At 72.4% G+C, this 15,753-nt stretch carries 11 protein-coding genes; 5 read left to right on the forward strand and 6 right to left on the reverse strand.

Annotated features, from left to right (window positions below):
* Positions 1–199: 199 nt before the first annotated feature.
* The gene (locus tag ACZ6TV_RS10375) at positions 200–1,591 is read left to right on the forward strand and encodes a S8 family serine peptidase (RefSeq protein ID WP_465296851.1); all 1,392 of its coding nucleotides are present in this window, start codon (positions 200–202) and stop codon (positions 1,589–1,591) included.
* 68 nt (positions 1,592–1,659) lie between these two features.
* Here ACZ6TV_RS10375 and ACZ6TV_RS10380 read toward each other — a convergent pair whose 3' ends face one another.
* Together ACZ6TV_RS10380 and ACZ6TV_RS10385 are read right to left on the reverse strand one after the other, a co-directional pair.
* Positions 1,660–1,947 (reverse strand): hypothetical protein, encoded by a 288-nt coding sequence (locus ACZ6TV_RS10380; RefSeq protein WP_465296852.1) that lies wholly within the window; start codon positions 1,945–1,947, stop codon positions 1,660–1,662.
* A gap of 58 nt (positions 1,948–2,005) precedes the next feature.
* On the reverse strand, positions 2,006–3,886 hold the full coding sequence (locus ACZ6TV_RS10385; RefSeq protein WP_465296853.1) for a glycerol-3-phosphate dehydrogenase/oxidase: 1,881 nt from the start codon (positions 3,884–3,886) through the stop codon (positions 2,006–2,008).
* A 9-nt stretch (positions 3,887–3,895) separates the two neighbouring features.
* Here ACZ6TV_RS10385 and ACZ6TV_RS10390 point away from each other — a divergent pair, with 9 nt between their 5' ends.
* Positions 3,896–4,333, forward strand: a complete 438-nt coding sequence (locus ACZ6TV_RS10390; RefSeq protein ID WP_465296854.1) for an SRPBCC family protein — start codon at positions 3,896–3,898, stop codon at positions 4,331–4,333.
* Here the strand turns inward: ACZ6TV_RS10390 and ACZ6TV_RS10395 are convergent.
* Positions 4,324–5,925, reverse strand: coding sequence for a phytoene desaturase family protein (locus ACZ6TV_RS10395; RefSeq protein WP_465296855.1), 1,602 nt, complete (start codon positions 5,923–5,925; stop codon positions 4,324–4,326). The genes ACZ6TV_RS10390 and ACZ6TV_RS10395 overlap by 10 nt on opposite strands.
* A 62-nt stretch (positions 5,926–5,987) precedes the next feature.
* On the opposite strand from ACZ6TV_RS10395, the gene ACZ6TV_RS10400 reads away from it, so the two are divergent.
* Complete coding sequence (locus ACZ6TV_RS10400) at positions 5,988–8,270, forward strand: S8 family serine peptidase (protein WP_465296856.1); 2,283 nt, start codon at positions 5,988–5,990, stop codon at positions 8,268–8,270.
* A 2,279-nt stretch (positions 8,271–10,549) separates the two neighbouring features.
* A complete protein-coding gene (locus ACZ6TV_RS10405; protein ID WP_465296857.1) occupies positions 10,550–11,284 on the forward strand; it encodes a phosphotransferase enzyme family protein in 735 nt (244 codons plus the stop codon).
* Positions 11,285–11,291: 7 nt separating this feature from the next.
* On the opposite strand, the gene ACZ6TV_RS10410 is transcribed toward ACZ6TV_RS10405, so the two are convergent.
* Complete coding sequence (locus tag ACZ6TV_RS10410; protein WP_465296858.1) at positions 11,292–12,362, reverse strand: dipeptidase; 1,071 nt, start codon at positions 12,360–12,362, stop codon at positions 11,292–11,294.
* A gap of 91 nt (positions 12,363–12,453) precedes the next feature.
* Here ACZ6TV_RS10410 and ACZ6TV_RS10415 point away from each other — a divergent pair, with 91 nt between their 5' ends.
* Positions 12,454–12,684 carry a hypothetical protein gene (locus ACZ6TV_RS10415; protein WP_465296859.1) on the forward strand — a complete coding sequence of 77 codons (231 nt, stop codon included), beginning with the start codon at positions 12,454–12,456 and terminating at the stop codon, positions 12,682–12,684.
* Between the two features lie 135 nt (positions 12,685–12,819).
* Here ACZ6TV_RS10415 and ACZ6TV_RS10420 read toward each other — a convergent pair whose 3' ends face one another.
* The gene (locus tag ACZ6TV_RS10420; RefSeq protein ID WP_465296860.1) at positions 12,820–13,686 is read right to left on the reverse strand and encodes a GNAT family N-acetyltransferase; all 867 of its coding nucleotides are present in this window, start codon (positions 13,684–13,686) and stop codon (positions 12,820–12,822) included.
* Between the two features lie 150 nt (positions 13,687–13,836).
* Positions 13,837–15,459, reverse strand: a complete 1,623-nt coding sequence (groL, locus tag ACZ6TV_RS10425) for a chaperonin GroEL (protein ID WP_465296861.1) — start codon at positions 15,457–15,459, stop codon at positions 13,837–13,839.
* Between the last annotated feature and the right edge of the window lie 294 nt (positions 15,460–15,753).

Consider the following 15,753-nt stretch of genomic DNA (forward strand, 5'->3'; position numbering starts at 1 on the left):
CGTCACCGCCGAAGGTGCCGTTGCGTCGCCGGGACGTGACTATCAGTAAGAGCTCCTGCATGTTTGGTGAGCCGGCACCGATCGGGCCGGACCCCAGGAAGGAGCACTGGTGGCAGCTCACAGGACTGTCGTCGCAGGTGCCGTGGCGCTCGGCCTAGCAGCGTCGTTTGTGTCAGGGTCGGCCGTCACGGCGCCGGCGGTGGCATACGCCCACGATGAAGGATCCCGGCTCTGGCACGCCGACGCCTGGTCCAACGCCGGGGGGAGCGGCCTCACCGCCACGGACCTCGGCACCGCCTACTCCTCGCAGGTCGGGGGCGCCGACGGCACCGGGGTCGGCGTCGCGCTGATCGACACGGGCGTCGTCAACGTGCCCGGGCTGCCCGCCGCGCAGATCGTCAACGGGCCCGACCTGTCGTTCGAGTCCCAGTCGTCGAACCTGCGATATCTGGACACGTTCGGGCACGGTACCCACCTGGCCGGCATCATCGTCGGCAACGACAGCTCGACCGGGTTCAAGGGCATCGCCCCCAAGGCGAAGCTGACCTCCATCAAGGTCGGCGCGTCCGGTGGCGCCGTGGACGTCTCGCAGGTCATCGCCGGCATCGACTGGGTCGTCCAGCACCGCAACGACGACAAGGCCAACCCGATCCGGATCATCACCCTCGCGTACGGCACCGACAGCACCCAGCAGACCTTCTACGACCCGCTGAACTACGCGGTGGAGAACGCCTGGCGCAACGGCATCGTGGTCGTCGCGGCGGGCGGCAACACCGGCACCGTCGCGACGCTCACCAACCCGGCCAACGACCCGTCGGTGCTGTCCGTCGGCTCGGCCTCGGTCAACAACACCGTCTCCAACAGCGACGACACGGCGTCGAGCTTCAACTCCCGCGGCACGACCCGCAACCTGGACCTGCTCGCGCCGGGCGAGCAGATCGTGTCGCTGCGGGACCCGGGCTCCTACCTCGACCAGACGTACCCCGGCGCCCGCGTCGGCGACCGGTTCTTCCGTGGCAGCGGCAGCTCGCAGGCCGCCGCGGTCGCCTCCGGCGGCATCGCACTGCTCCTGCAGAAGCGGCCCACCCTCACCCCCGACCAGGTCAAGGCCCTGCTGAAGAGCTCCGCGACGGCGCTGGCGGGCGGGGTCGGCGAGCTCAACCTCGCGGCCGCGGTCAAAGCCGCGACCCCGACGACCGTCCAGGCCGCCGGCACCTCGGCGGGGGTCGGCTCGCTGGAGTCCGCGCGCGGCTCGAACCACGTCGTGCACGACAACCAGCAGCTGGTCGGCGAGTTCGACCTCTTCGGCGGCTTCAACCCGGCCGTGTGGGCGCAGGCGACCCGCAACCTCAGCGCCTGGAACGGCGGGGTCTGGATGAACCGCCGGATGGCCGGCGACGGCTGGACCGGCACCTCGTGGGCGTCCAAGACGTGGGGCTCGGCGACGTGGTCCGGGGAGAGCTGGGCCGACGAGGCCTGGTACGACGACACCTGGTCGGGCCACTACTGGTCCGGCGGGACGTGGTCGGGGCACTACTGGAGCGGGCACTACTGGAGCTCCAGCACCTGGTCCGCCAAGCGCTGGAAGTAGATCGCGAAAAGCCCGGCCGGATTCGTCCGGCCGGGCTTCCGCCGTTGTCCGGCGGGCCGGCCGCGGCCTCAGTCGCCGCCGCCACCTCCGCCGCCCGAGTCGCCGCCGCCGAAGTCGCCGCCGCCCCAGTCGCTGCCGCCGTCATCGCCGCCGTCGTCGCCGTCCGCGCCGCCCCCGGTGCGGCCCCGGCCCCGGCGGGACGTCCTGCTCGTCCGTGCCGCCCGCTGACCGGCGAGCCGGCCGCGACGCAGCACCTCTTCCCGGGTCAACTCCCGCGGCTGCCGCCGGGTGTTGACAACGATGACCGCTACGGCCGCCACAGCCAGTACCACCACGATCGCGATGCCCCACAGCATGCAATCATCATCGTCCGGCCTCTATGAAGATCGCTGCCCGGATTTCGTCAAGGTCTGCTCATGAAATCGCCGTGCGGTCCGTCCGGAAGCCTCGGACGTCCGGGACGCCCAGCCGGGCGGCGTCGGCGGTGAGGTCGTCGGGCATCCGCTGCGACTCCTGCTCCGCCGCCACCCGGGCCAGGTAGTGCTCGATCTCCCGGGACCGGGTCGCCGCGTCCCAGCCCAGCACCTCACCCATGATCTCGGCGGTCTCCGCGGCCGACGCGGCGCCGCGGTGGTCGGTCTCGAACGAGATCCGGGTCCGGCGGGTCAGCACGTCCTCCAGGTGCAGCGCGCCCTCGGCGAGCGCCGCATAGGCGACCTCGGCCGCCAGGTATTCCGGCGCGCCGGGCAGCGGACGGCGCAGCGCCGGGTCCAGCGCGAGGACGTCGAAGGCGAGCGAGCCATACCGCTCCAGCAGGTGCTCCATGACGCCGACGGAGATCCCGTGCCGGCGGGCCAGGTCGGCGCGGTTGGTCCACAGCGAGTGGTAGCCGTCGGCGCCGAGCAGCGGCAGGTCGGCGGTGCGGGAGGCGGGCACCAGGCCACCGTGCCGGCGCAGGCCGCCGAGGCGGTGCGCGACGCGGTCGATGACGTCGGCGGCCATCACCCGATACGTCGTGTACTTGCCCCCCGCGATCAGCATCAGCCCCAGCATCGGCTCGACGACGGCGTGGGTGCGCGACAGCGCGGAGCTCTGCTCGTCCTTGCTGTGCGGCTGCCGGTGCCGGGCCTCGCGCGAGAGCAACGGCCGGAGACCGGCGTAGACGCCCTCGATGTCGCCGGTGGTCAGCGGCCGGTCCAGGACCGCGTTGACCTGGCCCAGCAGATAGGAGATGTCGGTCGCCGACGCCGCCGGATGGCCGCGGTCGAGGTTCCAGTCGGTGTCGGTGGTCCCGATGATCCAGTGCCCGCCCCACGGGATGACGAACAGCACCGACGTCTGGGTGCGCAGGATCAGCCCGGCCTCGCCGGTGATCGCGGAGCGCGGCACCACGAGGTGGACGCCCTTGCTGGCCCGGACCTGCATGCCCGCCGACTCGCGCGGGCCGGTGCCGGACAGCAGGCCGGCGATGTCGTCCATCCACACGCCCGTGGCCGCGACGACGGTGCGGGCGTGGACCTCGAACTCCTCACGGGATTCGAGGTCGCGGACCCGTACACCGGTGACCTCACGGGCATCGCGCAGCAACCCGACCGCGCGGGCGCTCGGCACCACCACGGCGCCGAGGCTGGCGGCGGTGCGGGCCAGCGTCGCGACCAGCCGGGCGTCGTCGACCTGGCCGTCGAAGTACTGGATGGCGCCGCTGATCGCGTCCTCGCGCAGCGACGGGAACCGCCGGTGCGTCTCGGTGCGTGACAGGTGCCGGTGCAGCGGCATCCCCCGCGGCGCGGATCCGCGCAGCTGGGCGGCGGTGGCGAACGCGTCGTAGAGGCCGACGCCGGCGCCATAATAGGCACGCTGCCAGACGCGCTGCGCGACGCCGGTCAGCCCCCGGTGCGCGGGCAGCGGCACCAGGATCGGCACCGGCCTGACCAGGTGCGGCGCCAGGCGGGTCGCGAGCAGCCCGCGCTCCTCCAGCGCCTCGGCGACCAGGCCGAACTCGAGCTGCTCCAGATAGCGCAGGCCGCCGTGGATCAGCTTCGACGACCGGCTGGACGTGCCGGAGGCCAGGTCACGGGCCTCGACGAGAGCGACGGACAGCCCACGGGACGCGGCGTCGAGCGCCGCACCGGCGCCGGTGACGCCACCGCCGATGATCAGGACGTCGAAGCGCTCCCGGCGCAGCCTGGCGACGTCCTGGGCGCGGCGGCCCGGCGACAGGCGACTGGCCTCGAATCGGGACGTGGAGGGTTCACGGCGCACCTCACTACGGTAGCCGCGCCCGTCACGGGGCATCACATCATCGTGTCCATCACCGAACGCATCATCGAAGCGCCGGCCGACCGAGTCTTCGCCGTTCTGTCCGACGGGTGGACGTACAGCGACTGGGTCGTCGGCACCGCGCACGTCCGCGACGTCGACCCGTCATGGCCCTCGCCCGGGTCGCGGCTGCATCACAAGGCCGGCCCGTGGCCGCTGTCGATCAAGGACCACAGCGAGTCCCTGGAGTGCGTCCCGGACCGGATGCTCCTGCTCAAGGTCCGGGTGTGGCCGCTGGGCGCCGGCGAGGTGCGCTTCACCCTCGACCCCCTCGACGCGCAGGCGACGCGGGTGACGCTGCAGGAGCAGTTCACCGACGGACCGATGCTCGGGGTCCGGAACAAGATCGGCGACGTGGCGCTGCACTTCCGCAACGGCGAGGCGCTGTCCCGGCTTGCCGATCTCGCGGTCGCTCAGCGGTAGATCGCCCGCATCAGCTTTCCGACACCCGCCGCGTAGGCGTCGCCGAGCAGGGGCCGGTGCCGGGCGAGCGCCGCCCGCGCCGCGTTCGCGCCGGCGGCGCCGTGCACGCCGCCACCAGGGTGCGCGCTGGAACTCGCCAGGAAGAGCCGGTCGACGGGGGTGTCCGCGCGGCCGAGGCCGGTGACCGGCCGCCAGATGAGCTGCTGATACGCCGCCGCGGTCCCCCCATTGATCGCGCCGTCGACGAGACTGGGATTCTTCGCGAACAGCTCGGCCGGGCCGCTGACGTGCCTGGCCAGCACCAGGTCGGCGAAGCCCGGCGCGTGCCGGCGCATGGCGTCCTCGACGCGGCCGACCTGCGTGCGCACCATCCCCTCGTACTCGTCCGTGTCGACCTCGCCGGGCTTCGCCGGACGCGGCAGGTGCGTGTAGGCCCACAGCGACTCGGTCCCGGCCGGGGACCGGGTCGGGTCGGCGGTCGTCATCTGCCCGATGAGCAGGAACGGGTCCTCCGGCGCGCGGCCGAGGGACAGGTCCGCGGCGTAGCGCTGCGGGTCGGCGCCGAGGTGGACCGTCCCGGCGCCGGCGACGTCCGGCGAGATCCACGGCACCGGCCCGGACAGCGCCCAGTCGATCTTCAGCGTGGCGTTGTCCCAGCGGAAGCCTTCGAGGTCGTCCAGGAGCCCGGCCGGCAGCTGCTCCCGTTGGAGGAGGCTCTGGTAAAGGGTGGGCGCCGGCACGTCGGCGAGCACCGCGCGGCGGGCCCGGAACAGCCTCCCGTCGGCGCACCGGACGCCGAGCGCCCTGCCACCGCCGACGACCACCCGCTCCACCGACGCGCCCGTGTGGATCGTGCCGCGCTTCCCGAGCCGCCTGACCAGGGCGTCGGTGAGCTGCTGGGCGCCGCCGACCGGCACCGGGAAGCCGTGCTGCTGGGCGAGCATGGCAAGGAGCCAGCCGAAGCCGCCACTGGCCGCGTCGTCGGGGGCGAGGTCGGTGTGCAGGGCGAGGCCGGTGAGCAGCATGCGGCCGCCGTCGCCCTGGAAGAGCTCCTCGCCGAGGACCCCGGCCGGGACGAGGAACCGCCGGCCGAGCCGCAGCGCGTCGCCGAGTCCGGCGCGGGCGGCCAGCCGCACCCCGGACCGGACCGGCGGGAACGGGGTGAGCAACGACGGGAGCATGGCGTCGGAGAGGCGGTGCCATTGCTGGTACAGCCGCCGCCAGCGCGAACCGTCGCCCGGCGCGAAGCGCTCCAGTGACTCCGCCGTCAGGTCCAGCTCGCGGCTGAGCACCGCCGCGCGCCCGTCCGGGAAGAGGTGCGCGACGACCTCGGGCGCGTGCGTCCACCGCAGGCCGTGCGCCTCCAGGTCGAGTGCGAGCAGCGGCGGCGACCCCGCGGCGAGCGGGTAGAACGCGCTGCACAGGTCGCTCAGGAAACCCGGCGCGGTGATCTGCGCAGACCGGACCGCGCCGCCGACGTGCCCGGTGCCCTCCAGCACGACGACGTCCCAACCGGCGTCGGCGAGCATGTTGGCCGCGACCAGACCGTTGTGCCCGGCGCCGATGACCACCGCGTCGAACGTTTCCGTCATGCCCCCCAGTTTGCCCCTCCAGCTCATCCGAAACTGTCACAGCCGGGTCGTAGAGTGCGGCCATGGTTCGGTCGCGGGGTTGGGCGCTGGGATTGACCATCGTCCTCGGCCTGTGGACGGTGGCGGTCACCGTCGCGGTCCACGCCGGGGTGTGGGTGGTCGGTGAGGGCCTCCTCGCCCTGGGCTTCGAGCTGCCCCGCTACATCTGGCCGACCGTCGGCTGGCTGGTCTTCGCCCTGGTCGCGGTGCCCGCGCTGCTGCTCGCCCGGCTCTGCGACGTGCAGTTCGCCCGGGTGGCGGGGCGGCAGTGGGCGCTGACCGCGCTGTTCGGCGCCCTGCTGGGCACCGTCCGCCTGATCCCCGACACCTATCACGAGGTCTATCTCGCGCTGCTCGCCGCGGTGGCGGGCGTCGCCGCGATCGTGCACCGCTCCACCCGGGGCCGCCCCGACCGGGCCGACGGCTGGCTGCTGTGGTTGTCGCTCACGACCGGCCTGGTGGCGCTGCTGCCGTGGTTGTGGGTCGGCGCGTTCGGCGGGCAGCTGGAGACGGCCCTCGCCGTCATCGCCAGCGTGGCGGTCGCCTGGCTCGCCGTCCAGCCGGCCACGGCGCTCGTGGCCCTCGGCGGGTCGCTGCGCAGCGCCTGGGGCGGCACCGCGGTCGGCGGCCTGACCGCGTCCGTCGGCCTGGTCCCCCTCGTCTCCGGCGTCGGCGAGCCCGCGCTGCAGCTGTTCGCGCTGATCGCGGTGCCGCCGCTGGCCTTCGCCCTCGCGGCGCTGGCCCGCCGTGGCCGCCCGTCGGTCCTGGCGATGCTGGCGCCGCCGCTGCTCGGCCCGCTCGCCCTGGTCGACCCCGAGGAGACGTCGCTGCTGCTCGGCACCCGCGACATGGCGTGGTGGGCCCTGATCGGTGCCCTCGCCGGCCTCGCCCTCGCGCTGCTGGTGGGCGCCCTCGCCGTCCCGGCGACCGGCAGGATCCGGTGGCGGCCGCGGTTCGCCGCCCTCGCCGCGGTCGTCGTCGCCGCCTGCGGCGTGGGCGTCTACGCGTTCGCCGGCCAGCCTGGCTTCCACGGCGAGCACCTCTTCGTGATCATGAAGGAGCAGGCCGACCTGAGCGGGCTGCGCGACGAGCCCGACCGCACCACCCGCATCCGCAAGACCTATGAGCGGCTCGTCACCACCGCCGAGCGCTCCCAGGCCTCACTGCGCTCGGCGCTGCGCTCCAAGGGCCTGCACTACACCCCGTTCTACCTGGTCAACGGCATCGAGGTGCACGACGGCCAGCTCGCCCGCCGGTGGCTGGAGGGCCGCTCCGACGTCGACCGAGTGCTGTTCAACCCGGAGCTGCGCCCCCTGCCGGCCGCGGCCGCCCCGACCCGCGGCGACCTGCCCGCGCCCACCGCCCCCGCGTGGAATCTCACGCTCATCAAGGCCGACCAGGTCTGGTCCAGATACACGACCGGCCGCGGCATCGTCGTCGGCAGCTCCGACTCCGGCGTCGACGGCACCCACCCGGCCCTGCGCGGCTCGTTCCGCGGCGCCGACGACTCCTGGCTCGACCCCTTCAACCACGCCGCGCTGCCCACCGACAACAACGGCCACGGCACCCACACCCTGGCCACCGCGGTCGGCGCCGGCGTGGGCGTCGCCCCCGGCGCCCACTGGATCGCCTGCTCCAACCTCCCGCGCAACCTGGGCAGCATGGCCAACTATCTGACCTGCCTGCAGTTCATGCTCGCGCCCTATCCAGCCGGCGCCGACCCGATGCACGGCGGCCACCCCGACCGCGCCCCGCAGATCCTCACCAACTCGTGGGGCTGCCCGTCCGTCGAGGGCTGCGACACCCGCTCGCTGCGCCACGCCGTCGACGCCTTCGCCGCCGCGGGCATCTTCTTCGTCGCCGCCGCCGGCAACACCGGCCCCGGCTGCGCCACCATCACCGACCCGCCGTCCAACTACCCGGCCACCTTCACCGTCGGCGCCGTCAACCACGCCGCGAAGGTCGCCTCCTTCTCCAGCCGCGGCCCCGCCCCCGGCAACCTCGCCAAACCCGACCTCACAGCCCCCGGCGTCGCCATCGTCTCCGCCCTGCCGGGCGGCGGCTATGGCGCCCTCAGCGGCACCTCCATGGCCACACCCCACGTCGCGGGCGTCGTGGCCCTGATGTGGGCGGCCAACCCGGCCCTCATCGGCAACATCGAAGAAACCCGCCAGATCCTCACCACCACCACCCAGCCCGCCGACGCTTCCACGTCGTCCTGCGGCCAGACCGACACGGCGGGGGCTGGTCTCGTGGATGCGTTGACCGCGGTGACCGCAGCCGTCGCCATCCGCCCATCCCCCTGACCTCCCGGCCACCCTGCCCCCGGCCACCCCTGCCCCCGGCCACCCCTGCCCCCGGCCACCCCTGGCCCTGGCCCTGGCCAACCCTGCCTCCGGCCACCGGCGTCGCGTCGGTGGCGGCACGGGTGGCCTCTCGGTACGGCCACCGGGCACCGCGGGCGTCGACCTCAGCAGACGCCGGCCTCGTGGACGTCGACCTCCGTACGGGCACCCGGCACCGCGGGCGCCGACCTCAGCACGCGCCGGCCCCGTGGACGCGTTGACCGCAGTAACCGCAGCCGCCCGTCCTCCTGACCTCCCGGCCAGCCCTGCCTCCAGCCGCCAGTGCCGCCTCAGCGCTGGCACTGGTGGCCGCCCCGCACGGCCACCCGGCACCACGGGCGCCGACCTCAGCACGCGCCGGCCTCATGGACGCGTCGACCGCAGTAACCGCAGCCGCCGGTGCCGCCTCAGCGCTGGCACTGGTGGCCGCCCCGCACGGCCACCCGGCACCACGGGCGCCGAGCTCAGCACGCGCCAGCCCCGTGGACGCGTTGACTGCCGTGACCACAGCCGCCGCCATCCGCCCATCCCCCTGACCTCCCGGGCACCCCTGCCCACCGACGTCGCGTCGGTGGTGGCACTGGTGGCCGCCCCCGTACGGCTACCCAGCACCGCGGGCGTCGACCTCAGCACACGCCGGCCGCCATCATCGACGCCGCCCACCCCGGCCACCGAAGCCCCCCATCGGTGACGTCTCCGCCTCCTGCTACGGCCAACCGGGCACGGCGGGCGCCTGCCCGTCCCCTGACCCGGACGATCTGCAACTCCTGCGGGGGACAGCCCCGACACCTCTCTCGGCGCGGCGTCCGTGGCGTCTATGGCGGCGGCGCTCACGGCGCTGGCCCGGGCGGGCCACCAACCGGGTCGAAGATCTCCGCCGCGGCGCGCAGGTCCGCGCCTGGTCCTTGCGGCGCTCGCAGCGGACCTGGCTCCCCTACACCACCACCAGCAGCGTCGACCTTCTCCTACGGCCAACCCGACCGCGGGTGCCGACCTGATGCACGCGCTGGCCACCACCATCGACACCGCCCATCCCAGTTACCTCAGCCCTCACCACCAGCGACGCCTCCGCCGATGGCCGACCAGACACGTCGGGCGCCGGCCTCGTGGCTGCGTCAACTGCCGTGACCGCAGCCGCCACCGGCCCATCCCCTGACCCGGACGATCTGCAGTTCCTGCGTAGACAGCCCCCGACACCGCTCTCGGCGTCGCGCCTGCGGCGCGGAGCTCAGCGCGGGCCCGGTCGGCCGACGGGCGGGCCTCCATCCGGTCGAAGATCTCCGGCACGGTGCGCAGCTGCGTCCGCGCCTGGTTCTTGCGGCGCTCGCAGCGAACCCCGGCAACCCCTACGCCGACCACCAGCAGCAACTCCACCTCCTGCGGCCAACCCGACCCAGGGCGCCGACCTCATCCGTGTGCTGGCCGTCCTTCGACACCTCCCATCCCCGGCCAACTCCGCCCTCTCGGCAGGCCCCCACGGCTAGCGACGCCTCCACCTGCTCCTACGGCCACCCGACACCGCAGTTGACGGCCGTGTGGACTCGCCTGCTGTCGTGACCGCCGCCGCCCACCCATCCCTCCGACCCCCGCCACCCCCACCTCACCGCCGGCCGCACCTCCACCTCCCCCAACGGTCAACCCGACGCCGCGGGCCCCAGCCTTATGGACGCTTGGGCCGGCGTGACCGCTGCCGCCGCCACTCGCCCATTCCTCTGACCCCCGGCCACCTCGGCACCGCCACCGCCACCGCCACCGCCACCACCGACGCCGACGCCGACGCCGACGCCGACGCCGACGCCGCGATATCGTCACCAGCTGCCGGACCAGCGGCGACGCGGTGCATGAGGGCCGCCGCAGCACCCGTCAGCAGCACTGTCGCCACCCTGGCACCATCGTGCGCGCCGCTGCCGCCGGCACTTGGCGCGCCACAAGTTCGCGGCGGAGCTGGAGGACCGCAGCCTCGGCTGCCGCCAACACTGCGGCACGCTGCTGGCGTCCGTTCTTGCCACCGCGGTGAACGTCCGTCGGTGTGCAACTGCCAGCACCGCTGCCGCGGCCACCAATTCGGTTGGCCATCGACGCCGACGCCGCGAACGGCCATGGGCACCAAGCCGATGGCGCCGCCGGTCAGTGGCGGCGACCGCCTGGCGTGGTCGGGACGCCGTCTGATGCAGCAGGTTGTAAGGCGGTGTTCGATCGGGTCGGAGCAGTGGGTTCGGGTGAGCCGTAAGGTGGGGCGGATGGGGTGGGAGGCGCTCGGGCAGTGGGGTGAGGATGCCGCTCGCATTGAGCCGCTCACCGGTGGAGTCGCCAACGACGTGTGGAGTGTGCGGGTCGGCGGGCGGCTCGCGGTCGGTCGTCTCGGCCGCAGGAGTGATGCTGATCTGGCGTGGGAGACCGGGCTTCTCCAGCACCTGGACCGTGAGGGGCTGACCGTGCCGGTGCCGGTCCCGGCCGTGGACGGTCGGCTGTTCGTCGATGGTCTGGTGGTGATGACCTACCTGGAGGGCGGACCGCCCGAGACGCAGGACGACTGGCGGCGCGTGGCCGGGGTGCTCCGCGAGGTGCACCGGTTGACGCAGGGCTGGCCGCAGCGCCCGGGTTGGCGGTCGTCGACCGATCTTCTGCACGCCGGCACCGGGACGAGGATCGACCTCGGGGCGATGCCCCCGGAGGGTGTCGTCCGGTGCCGGGCGGCGTGGGCGCGGCTCGCCGGACGGCAGACGTGCGTCGTGCACGGCAACCCCAACAATCCTGGCAACATCCGCATGAACGCGGATCAGGTCGGGCTGATCGACTGGGACGAGGCGCACGTCGACGTGCCGGACCTCGACCTCGTGCTGCCCGGCAACGCCGCCGGCCTCGACGACGGTGCGCTTGACGTGGCCGCGCAGGCGTCGGCGGCGTGGGAGGCCGCTGTGTGCTGGAAGGATGAGTACGCGGTCAAGCGGCTCGCCCAGGTCCGAGCGGTCTGACAGCGCGTCAGCCGCAGGTGTCGCGCAGGACGCGCAGGGTGTTGTCCCAGGCGAGTTTGCGCAGGTCGGCATCGGACCAGTTGCGGGTGCGGAGCTCGTCGAACAGGGCCGGGTAGGCAGACACGTCCGGCAGGCCGGTGGGGACGACCTCCGTGCCGTCGAAGTCGCCGCCCAGGGCGACGGCGTCGAGGCCGGCGACGGTGCGGACGTGTTCGACGTGGTCGGCGACGTCGCGCACGCTCGAGGGCGGGCAGGGGTTGGCGGCGATCCACCGGCGCTGGAGCCGCTCGAACTCGGGCGAGCCGAACTCCGCGGGGATGGCGTCCTCGACCTGGTACAGCTCGTTGCCCCACTGGCGGCAGGCCTCGTTGAGGAAGAACGGCACGAAGGTCACCATGACCACGCCGCCGGTGTCGCGGACCCGGGTGAGGACGTCGTCGGGGACGTTGCGCGGGTGGTCGCACAGTGCCCGGGCGTTCGAGTGCGAGAAGAAGGCCGGGGCGGTCGACACGTCCAGCGTCGCGTGCATCGTCGCCGTCGAGACGTGTGACAGGTCGGCGATCATCCCTAGGCGGTTGAGTTCGCGGATCACCTCCACGCCGAAGGGTGAGAGGCCGTCGACTGCCGGGGTGTCCGTCGCGCTGTCGGCCCACGCCGTGTTCTTGCCGTGGGTCAGCGTCAGGTAGCGCACGCCCAGCCGGTACAGGCTGCGCAGGACACCGAGCGAGTTGTCGAGGCAGTGCCCGCCTTCGGCGCCGAGCAGCGAGGCGATCCGTCCGCCGGCGGCTGCCCGCTCGACCTCGTCGGCCGTCGTCGCGAGGGCCAGGTCATCGGGGTACGCGCCGATCAGCCGGTGGACGAGGTCGATTTGCTCGAGCACCTTCACGGTCGAGACCGCCTCGGGGCCGCCGCACGGGACGTAGACCGACCAGAACTGCGCCTTGACGCCGCCCGTCCTGAGCCGGGGGATGTCGGTGTGCAGGCCGTCGACCGACCCGGCCATGTCTGTCGTGTCCCGCATCCGCAGGCGCCAGGGCAGGTCGTTGTGGCCGTCGATGACTGGTATCGCACCGCTCATCCCACCGACTGTAGGGACGATATGAGGATTTTGCCCGCATCACGTGAAGGGTCCTCATATGGTGGGAGCGGCCTACACGAGGGGGAAAGCCATGGGCAAGTCAAAGAAGAACAGCAACTTCGACAGCCGCGGCATGCACCGGAGCGAAGACGACCTCGGCTACCTGGACCAGGACATGTCCGACGACATGACCATCACGCCGGACGCGGACATCGCGGCTCAGACGGCGACCACGAACACGGCCACCATGCAGGCGAAGAAGATCCTCCAGGACCAGCAGACGAGCCTGCAGGACAAGCGGGCCAACCAGCCCGACCGCTGACCTTTCGTGTGCCCGCCGCTCGCGGCGGGTCTTGAGACGGCATCGGCCGCCCGTGGCACGACGGGGGATCACTGGGCGCCGATGCGACGTGTGCGGGGCAGGACTGTGGCGAACCCACGGCCTGCCCTTCATGCGTCACAGCGTCTTGGTGTAGATCCAGAAGATCCGTTCGAGCCGTGCGTCGACCGTCTTGGAGTAGAACGCGACCGGTCCCGCCCAGCCGATCTGTGCCGTGCGGTGCCCGTCGGCGTGCTGGTCCGCGAGGCACCGGCGCAGCAGCACCCGCCCGACGCCGAGGCCTTCCGCGGCCGGCGCGGTGCCCATGGGGCCGAACCAGCTGGGGCGGTTCGCCCCGTACGCCGCGAACCCGAGGATCTCGCCGTCCCGGATGGCGACCCAGCAACCCTGCGCCTGCTGCACCTCCCAGGCCCAGCCGTCGCCCCAGATGCCCCGCACCCACTCCGGTGCGGCGGCGTCCGCCCGCAGGACCTTGACCCCCGCGCTGTCGAGCCGCCCCTCGTCCGCCTGCTTCGCCTGGCTGACCCTGTCCAGGTCGGCGGTCATGTTCCAGGCGGTGTCGGTGTGCTCATATCCGGCGCGCTGCGCGAGGCACACGGCCGGCGTGTACCGCACGTCGATCCCGGGCCACGCGTAGCAGGGCGGGTTGCCCCCGATCCTGATCTTCCGCGCCCCGCGCTCCGCCAGGCCGCGCTCCGCCGCTTCCAGCAGCCGCCGGCCGGCGCCGCCGCGCCGCCGGTCGGGCCGGACCGCGAGCAGCTCGACGTGCCCGAGGTGCGGGTCCCGGTCACTGATCGACCCGAACACCACCCCGGCGAGGTCACCGGCGTCGTCACGCTCCGCGAACCGCACCGTGATCCGCCCGGCCGGCGGTGCGCTCAGCCGCCGCACCAGCGCGTCCGCCTCTCCGGCGTCCTCCGGAAGGTCCAGCGCCCCGGCGCACAACCGGCTCACCTCGCGGTCATCCACCCGCTCCTCGATCATTTGGTAAAGATACCTAACTGTTAGCGCTCACCCCGCTGTCCGAGCACGTCAGGTGTACCGAATCTCACAAACACCAACACAACCGCCCATGACAGCAAGAAGGGCAGGCCCGGAACGGGCCTGCCCTTCTTGACGAAGGAAGACGTGGACTCAGAAGTCCATGTCGCCGCCGCCGGGCGCACCCGCCGGCGCCGGGGTCTTCTCCGGCTTGTCCGCGACCACTGCCTCGGTGGTGAGGAAGAGCGCCGCGATGGAGGCGGCGTTCTGCAGGGCCGAGCGGGTGACCTTGGCCGGGTCGATGATGCCCTCGCCGAGCAGGTTCACGTAGTCACCGGTGGCGGCGTTGAGGCCCCAGCCGGCGTCCAGGTTGCGAACCTTCTCCACGACAACGCCACCCTCGAGGCCGGCGTTGACCGCGATCTGGCGCAGCGGCGCGTCAAGGGCGACCTTGACGATGTTGGCACCGGTGGCCTCGTCGCCGACCAGGTCCAGCTTGTCGAAGGCCGACTTGCCGGCCTGCACGAGCGCGACGCCACCGCCGGGGACGATGCCCTCTTCGACGGCCGCCTTCGCGTTGCGAACGGCGTCCTCGATGCGGTGCTTGCGCTCCTTGAGCTCGACCTCGGTGGCCGCGCCGACCTTGATGACCGCGACGCCGCCGGCGAGCTTCGCCAGCCGCTCCTGCAGCTTCTCGCGGTCGTAGTCCGAGTCCGACTTCTCGATCTCGGCACGGATCTGCGCCACCCGGCCGTTGATGCCGTCGGCGTCGCCGGAGCCCTCAACGATCGTGGTCTCGTCCTTGGTGATGACGACCTTGCGGGCCTTGCCCAGCAGGTCGACGGTCGCGTTCTCCAGCTTGAGACCGACGGTCTCGGAGATGACCTGACCACCGGTCAGGATCGCGATGTCCGTCAGCATCGCCTTGCGGCGGTCGCCGAAGCCCGGGGCCTTGACGGCGACGGACTTGAACGTGCCACGGATCTTGTTCACGATCAGGGTCGCCAGGGCCTCGCCCTCGACGTCCTCGGAGATGATCGCGAGCGGCTTGCCGGACTGCATGACCTTCTCCAGCACCGGGAGGAGGTCCTTCACCGCGGAGATCTTCGACTCGACGATGAGGATGTACGGGTCGTCGAGGACCGTCTCCATCCGCTCGGTGTCGGTGACGAAGTACGGCGAGATGTAGCCCTTGTCGAAGCGCATGCCCTCGGTGAGCTCCAGCTCGAGCCCGAAGGTGTTGCTCTCCTCGACGGTGATGACGCCTTCCTTGCCGACCTTGTCCATCGCCTCGGCGATGATCTCGCCGACGGTGGAGTCACCGGCGGAGATCGAGGCCGTGGAAGCGATCTGCTCCTTGGTCTCGACGTCCTTGGCAAGGTTGGCCAGCTCCGACGCGACGGACGCGACGGCGGCCTCGATGCCGCGCTTCAGCGCCATCGGGTTGGCACCCGCGGCGACGTTGCGCAGGCCTTCACGGACCAGCGCCTGGGCGAGGACGGTCGCGGTCGTCGTGCCGTCACCGGCAACGTCGTCCGTCTTCTTCGCGACCTCCTTGACCAGCTCGGCGCCGATCTTCTCGTAGGGGTCCTCGAGCTCGATCTCCTTGGCGATGCTCACACCATCGTTGGTGATGGTGGGCGCGCCCCACTTCTTCTCGAGGACGACGTTGCGGCCCTTGGGGCCCAGCGTCACCTTGACGGCGTCGGCGAGGGTGTTCATGCCCCGCTCGAGGCCGCGGCGCGCTTCCTCGTCGAACGCGATAATCTTGGCCATTCGGCGTTGTCCTCCTGGACACTCCGGTTACGCCTCGACCCACGTGGGGCCGGCGGCTCACCGCCTGCTTTCGCACCTTCAAGGACCCAGCGGGATCCTCGCTGGCCGGGCCGGATGAGCCCGCGACGACCAGCTCCCCGACGCTCTCGCGCCCAGGCGCTGCACCGCCCCGACCGTTGGCACTCACCTGATGCGAGTGCCAACTCCTGTTTAGCACTCTGGCCGGTCGAGTGCAAGCAAACCCAAGGTGACGGCATGGGTGGTCGAAGCGTCGCAAAGAGCGCCAAATCAGGC

Source organism: Dactylosporangium sp. NPDC051087 (genome assembly GCF_055586325.1).

Excerpts from the sequence above, each read along its gene's own strand:
- ACZ6TV_RS10380 (WP_465296852.1), bottom strand. The coding sequence starts at position 1,947 with ATGCTGTGGGGCATCGCGATCGTGGTGGTACTGGCTGTGGCGGCCGTA.
- ACZ6TV_RS10385 (WP_465296853.1), bottom strand. The coding sequence starts at position 3,886 with ATGCCCCGTGACGGGCGCGGCTACCGTAGTGAGGTGCGCCGTGAACCC.
- ACZ6TV_RS10395 (WP_465296855.1), bottom strand. The coding sequence starts at position 5,925 with ATGACGGAAACGTTCGACGCGGTGGTCATCGGCGCCGGGCACAACGGT.
- ACZ6TV_RS10400 (WP_465296856.1), top strand. The coding sequence starts at position 5,988 with ATGGTTCGGTCGCGGGGTTGGGCGCTGGGATTGACCATCGTCCTCGGC.
- ACZ6TV_RS10405 (WP_465296857.1), top strand. The coding sequence starts at position 10,550 with ATGGGGTGGGAGGCGCTCGGGCAGTGGGGTGAGGATGCCGCTCGCATT.
- ACZ6TV_RS10410 (WP_465296858.1), bottom strand. The coding sequence starts at position 12,362 with ATGAGCGGTGCGATACCAGTCATCGACGGCCACAACGACCTGCCCTGG.
- ACZ6TV_RS10415 (WP_465296859.1), top strand. The coding sequence starts at position 12,454 with ATGGGCAAGTCAAAGAAGAACAGCAACTTCGACAGCCGCGGCATGCAC.
- ACZ6TV_RS10420 (WP_465296860.1), bottom strand. The coding sequence starts at position 13,686 with ATGATCGAGGAGCGGGTGGATGACCGCGAGGTGAGCCGGTTGTGCGCC.
- groL (WP_465296861.1), bottom strand. The coding sequence starts at position 15,459 with ATGGCCAAGATTATCGCGTTCGACGAGGAAGCGCGCCGCGGCCTCGAG.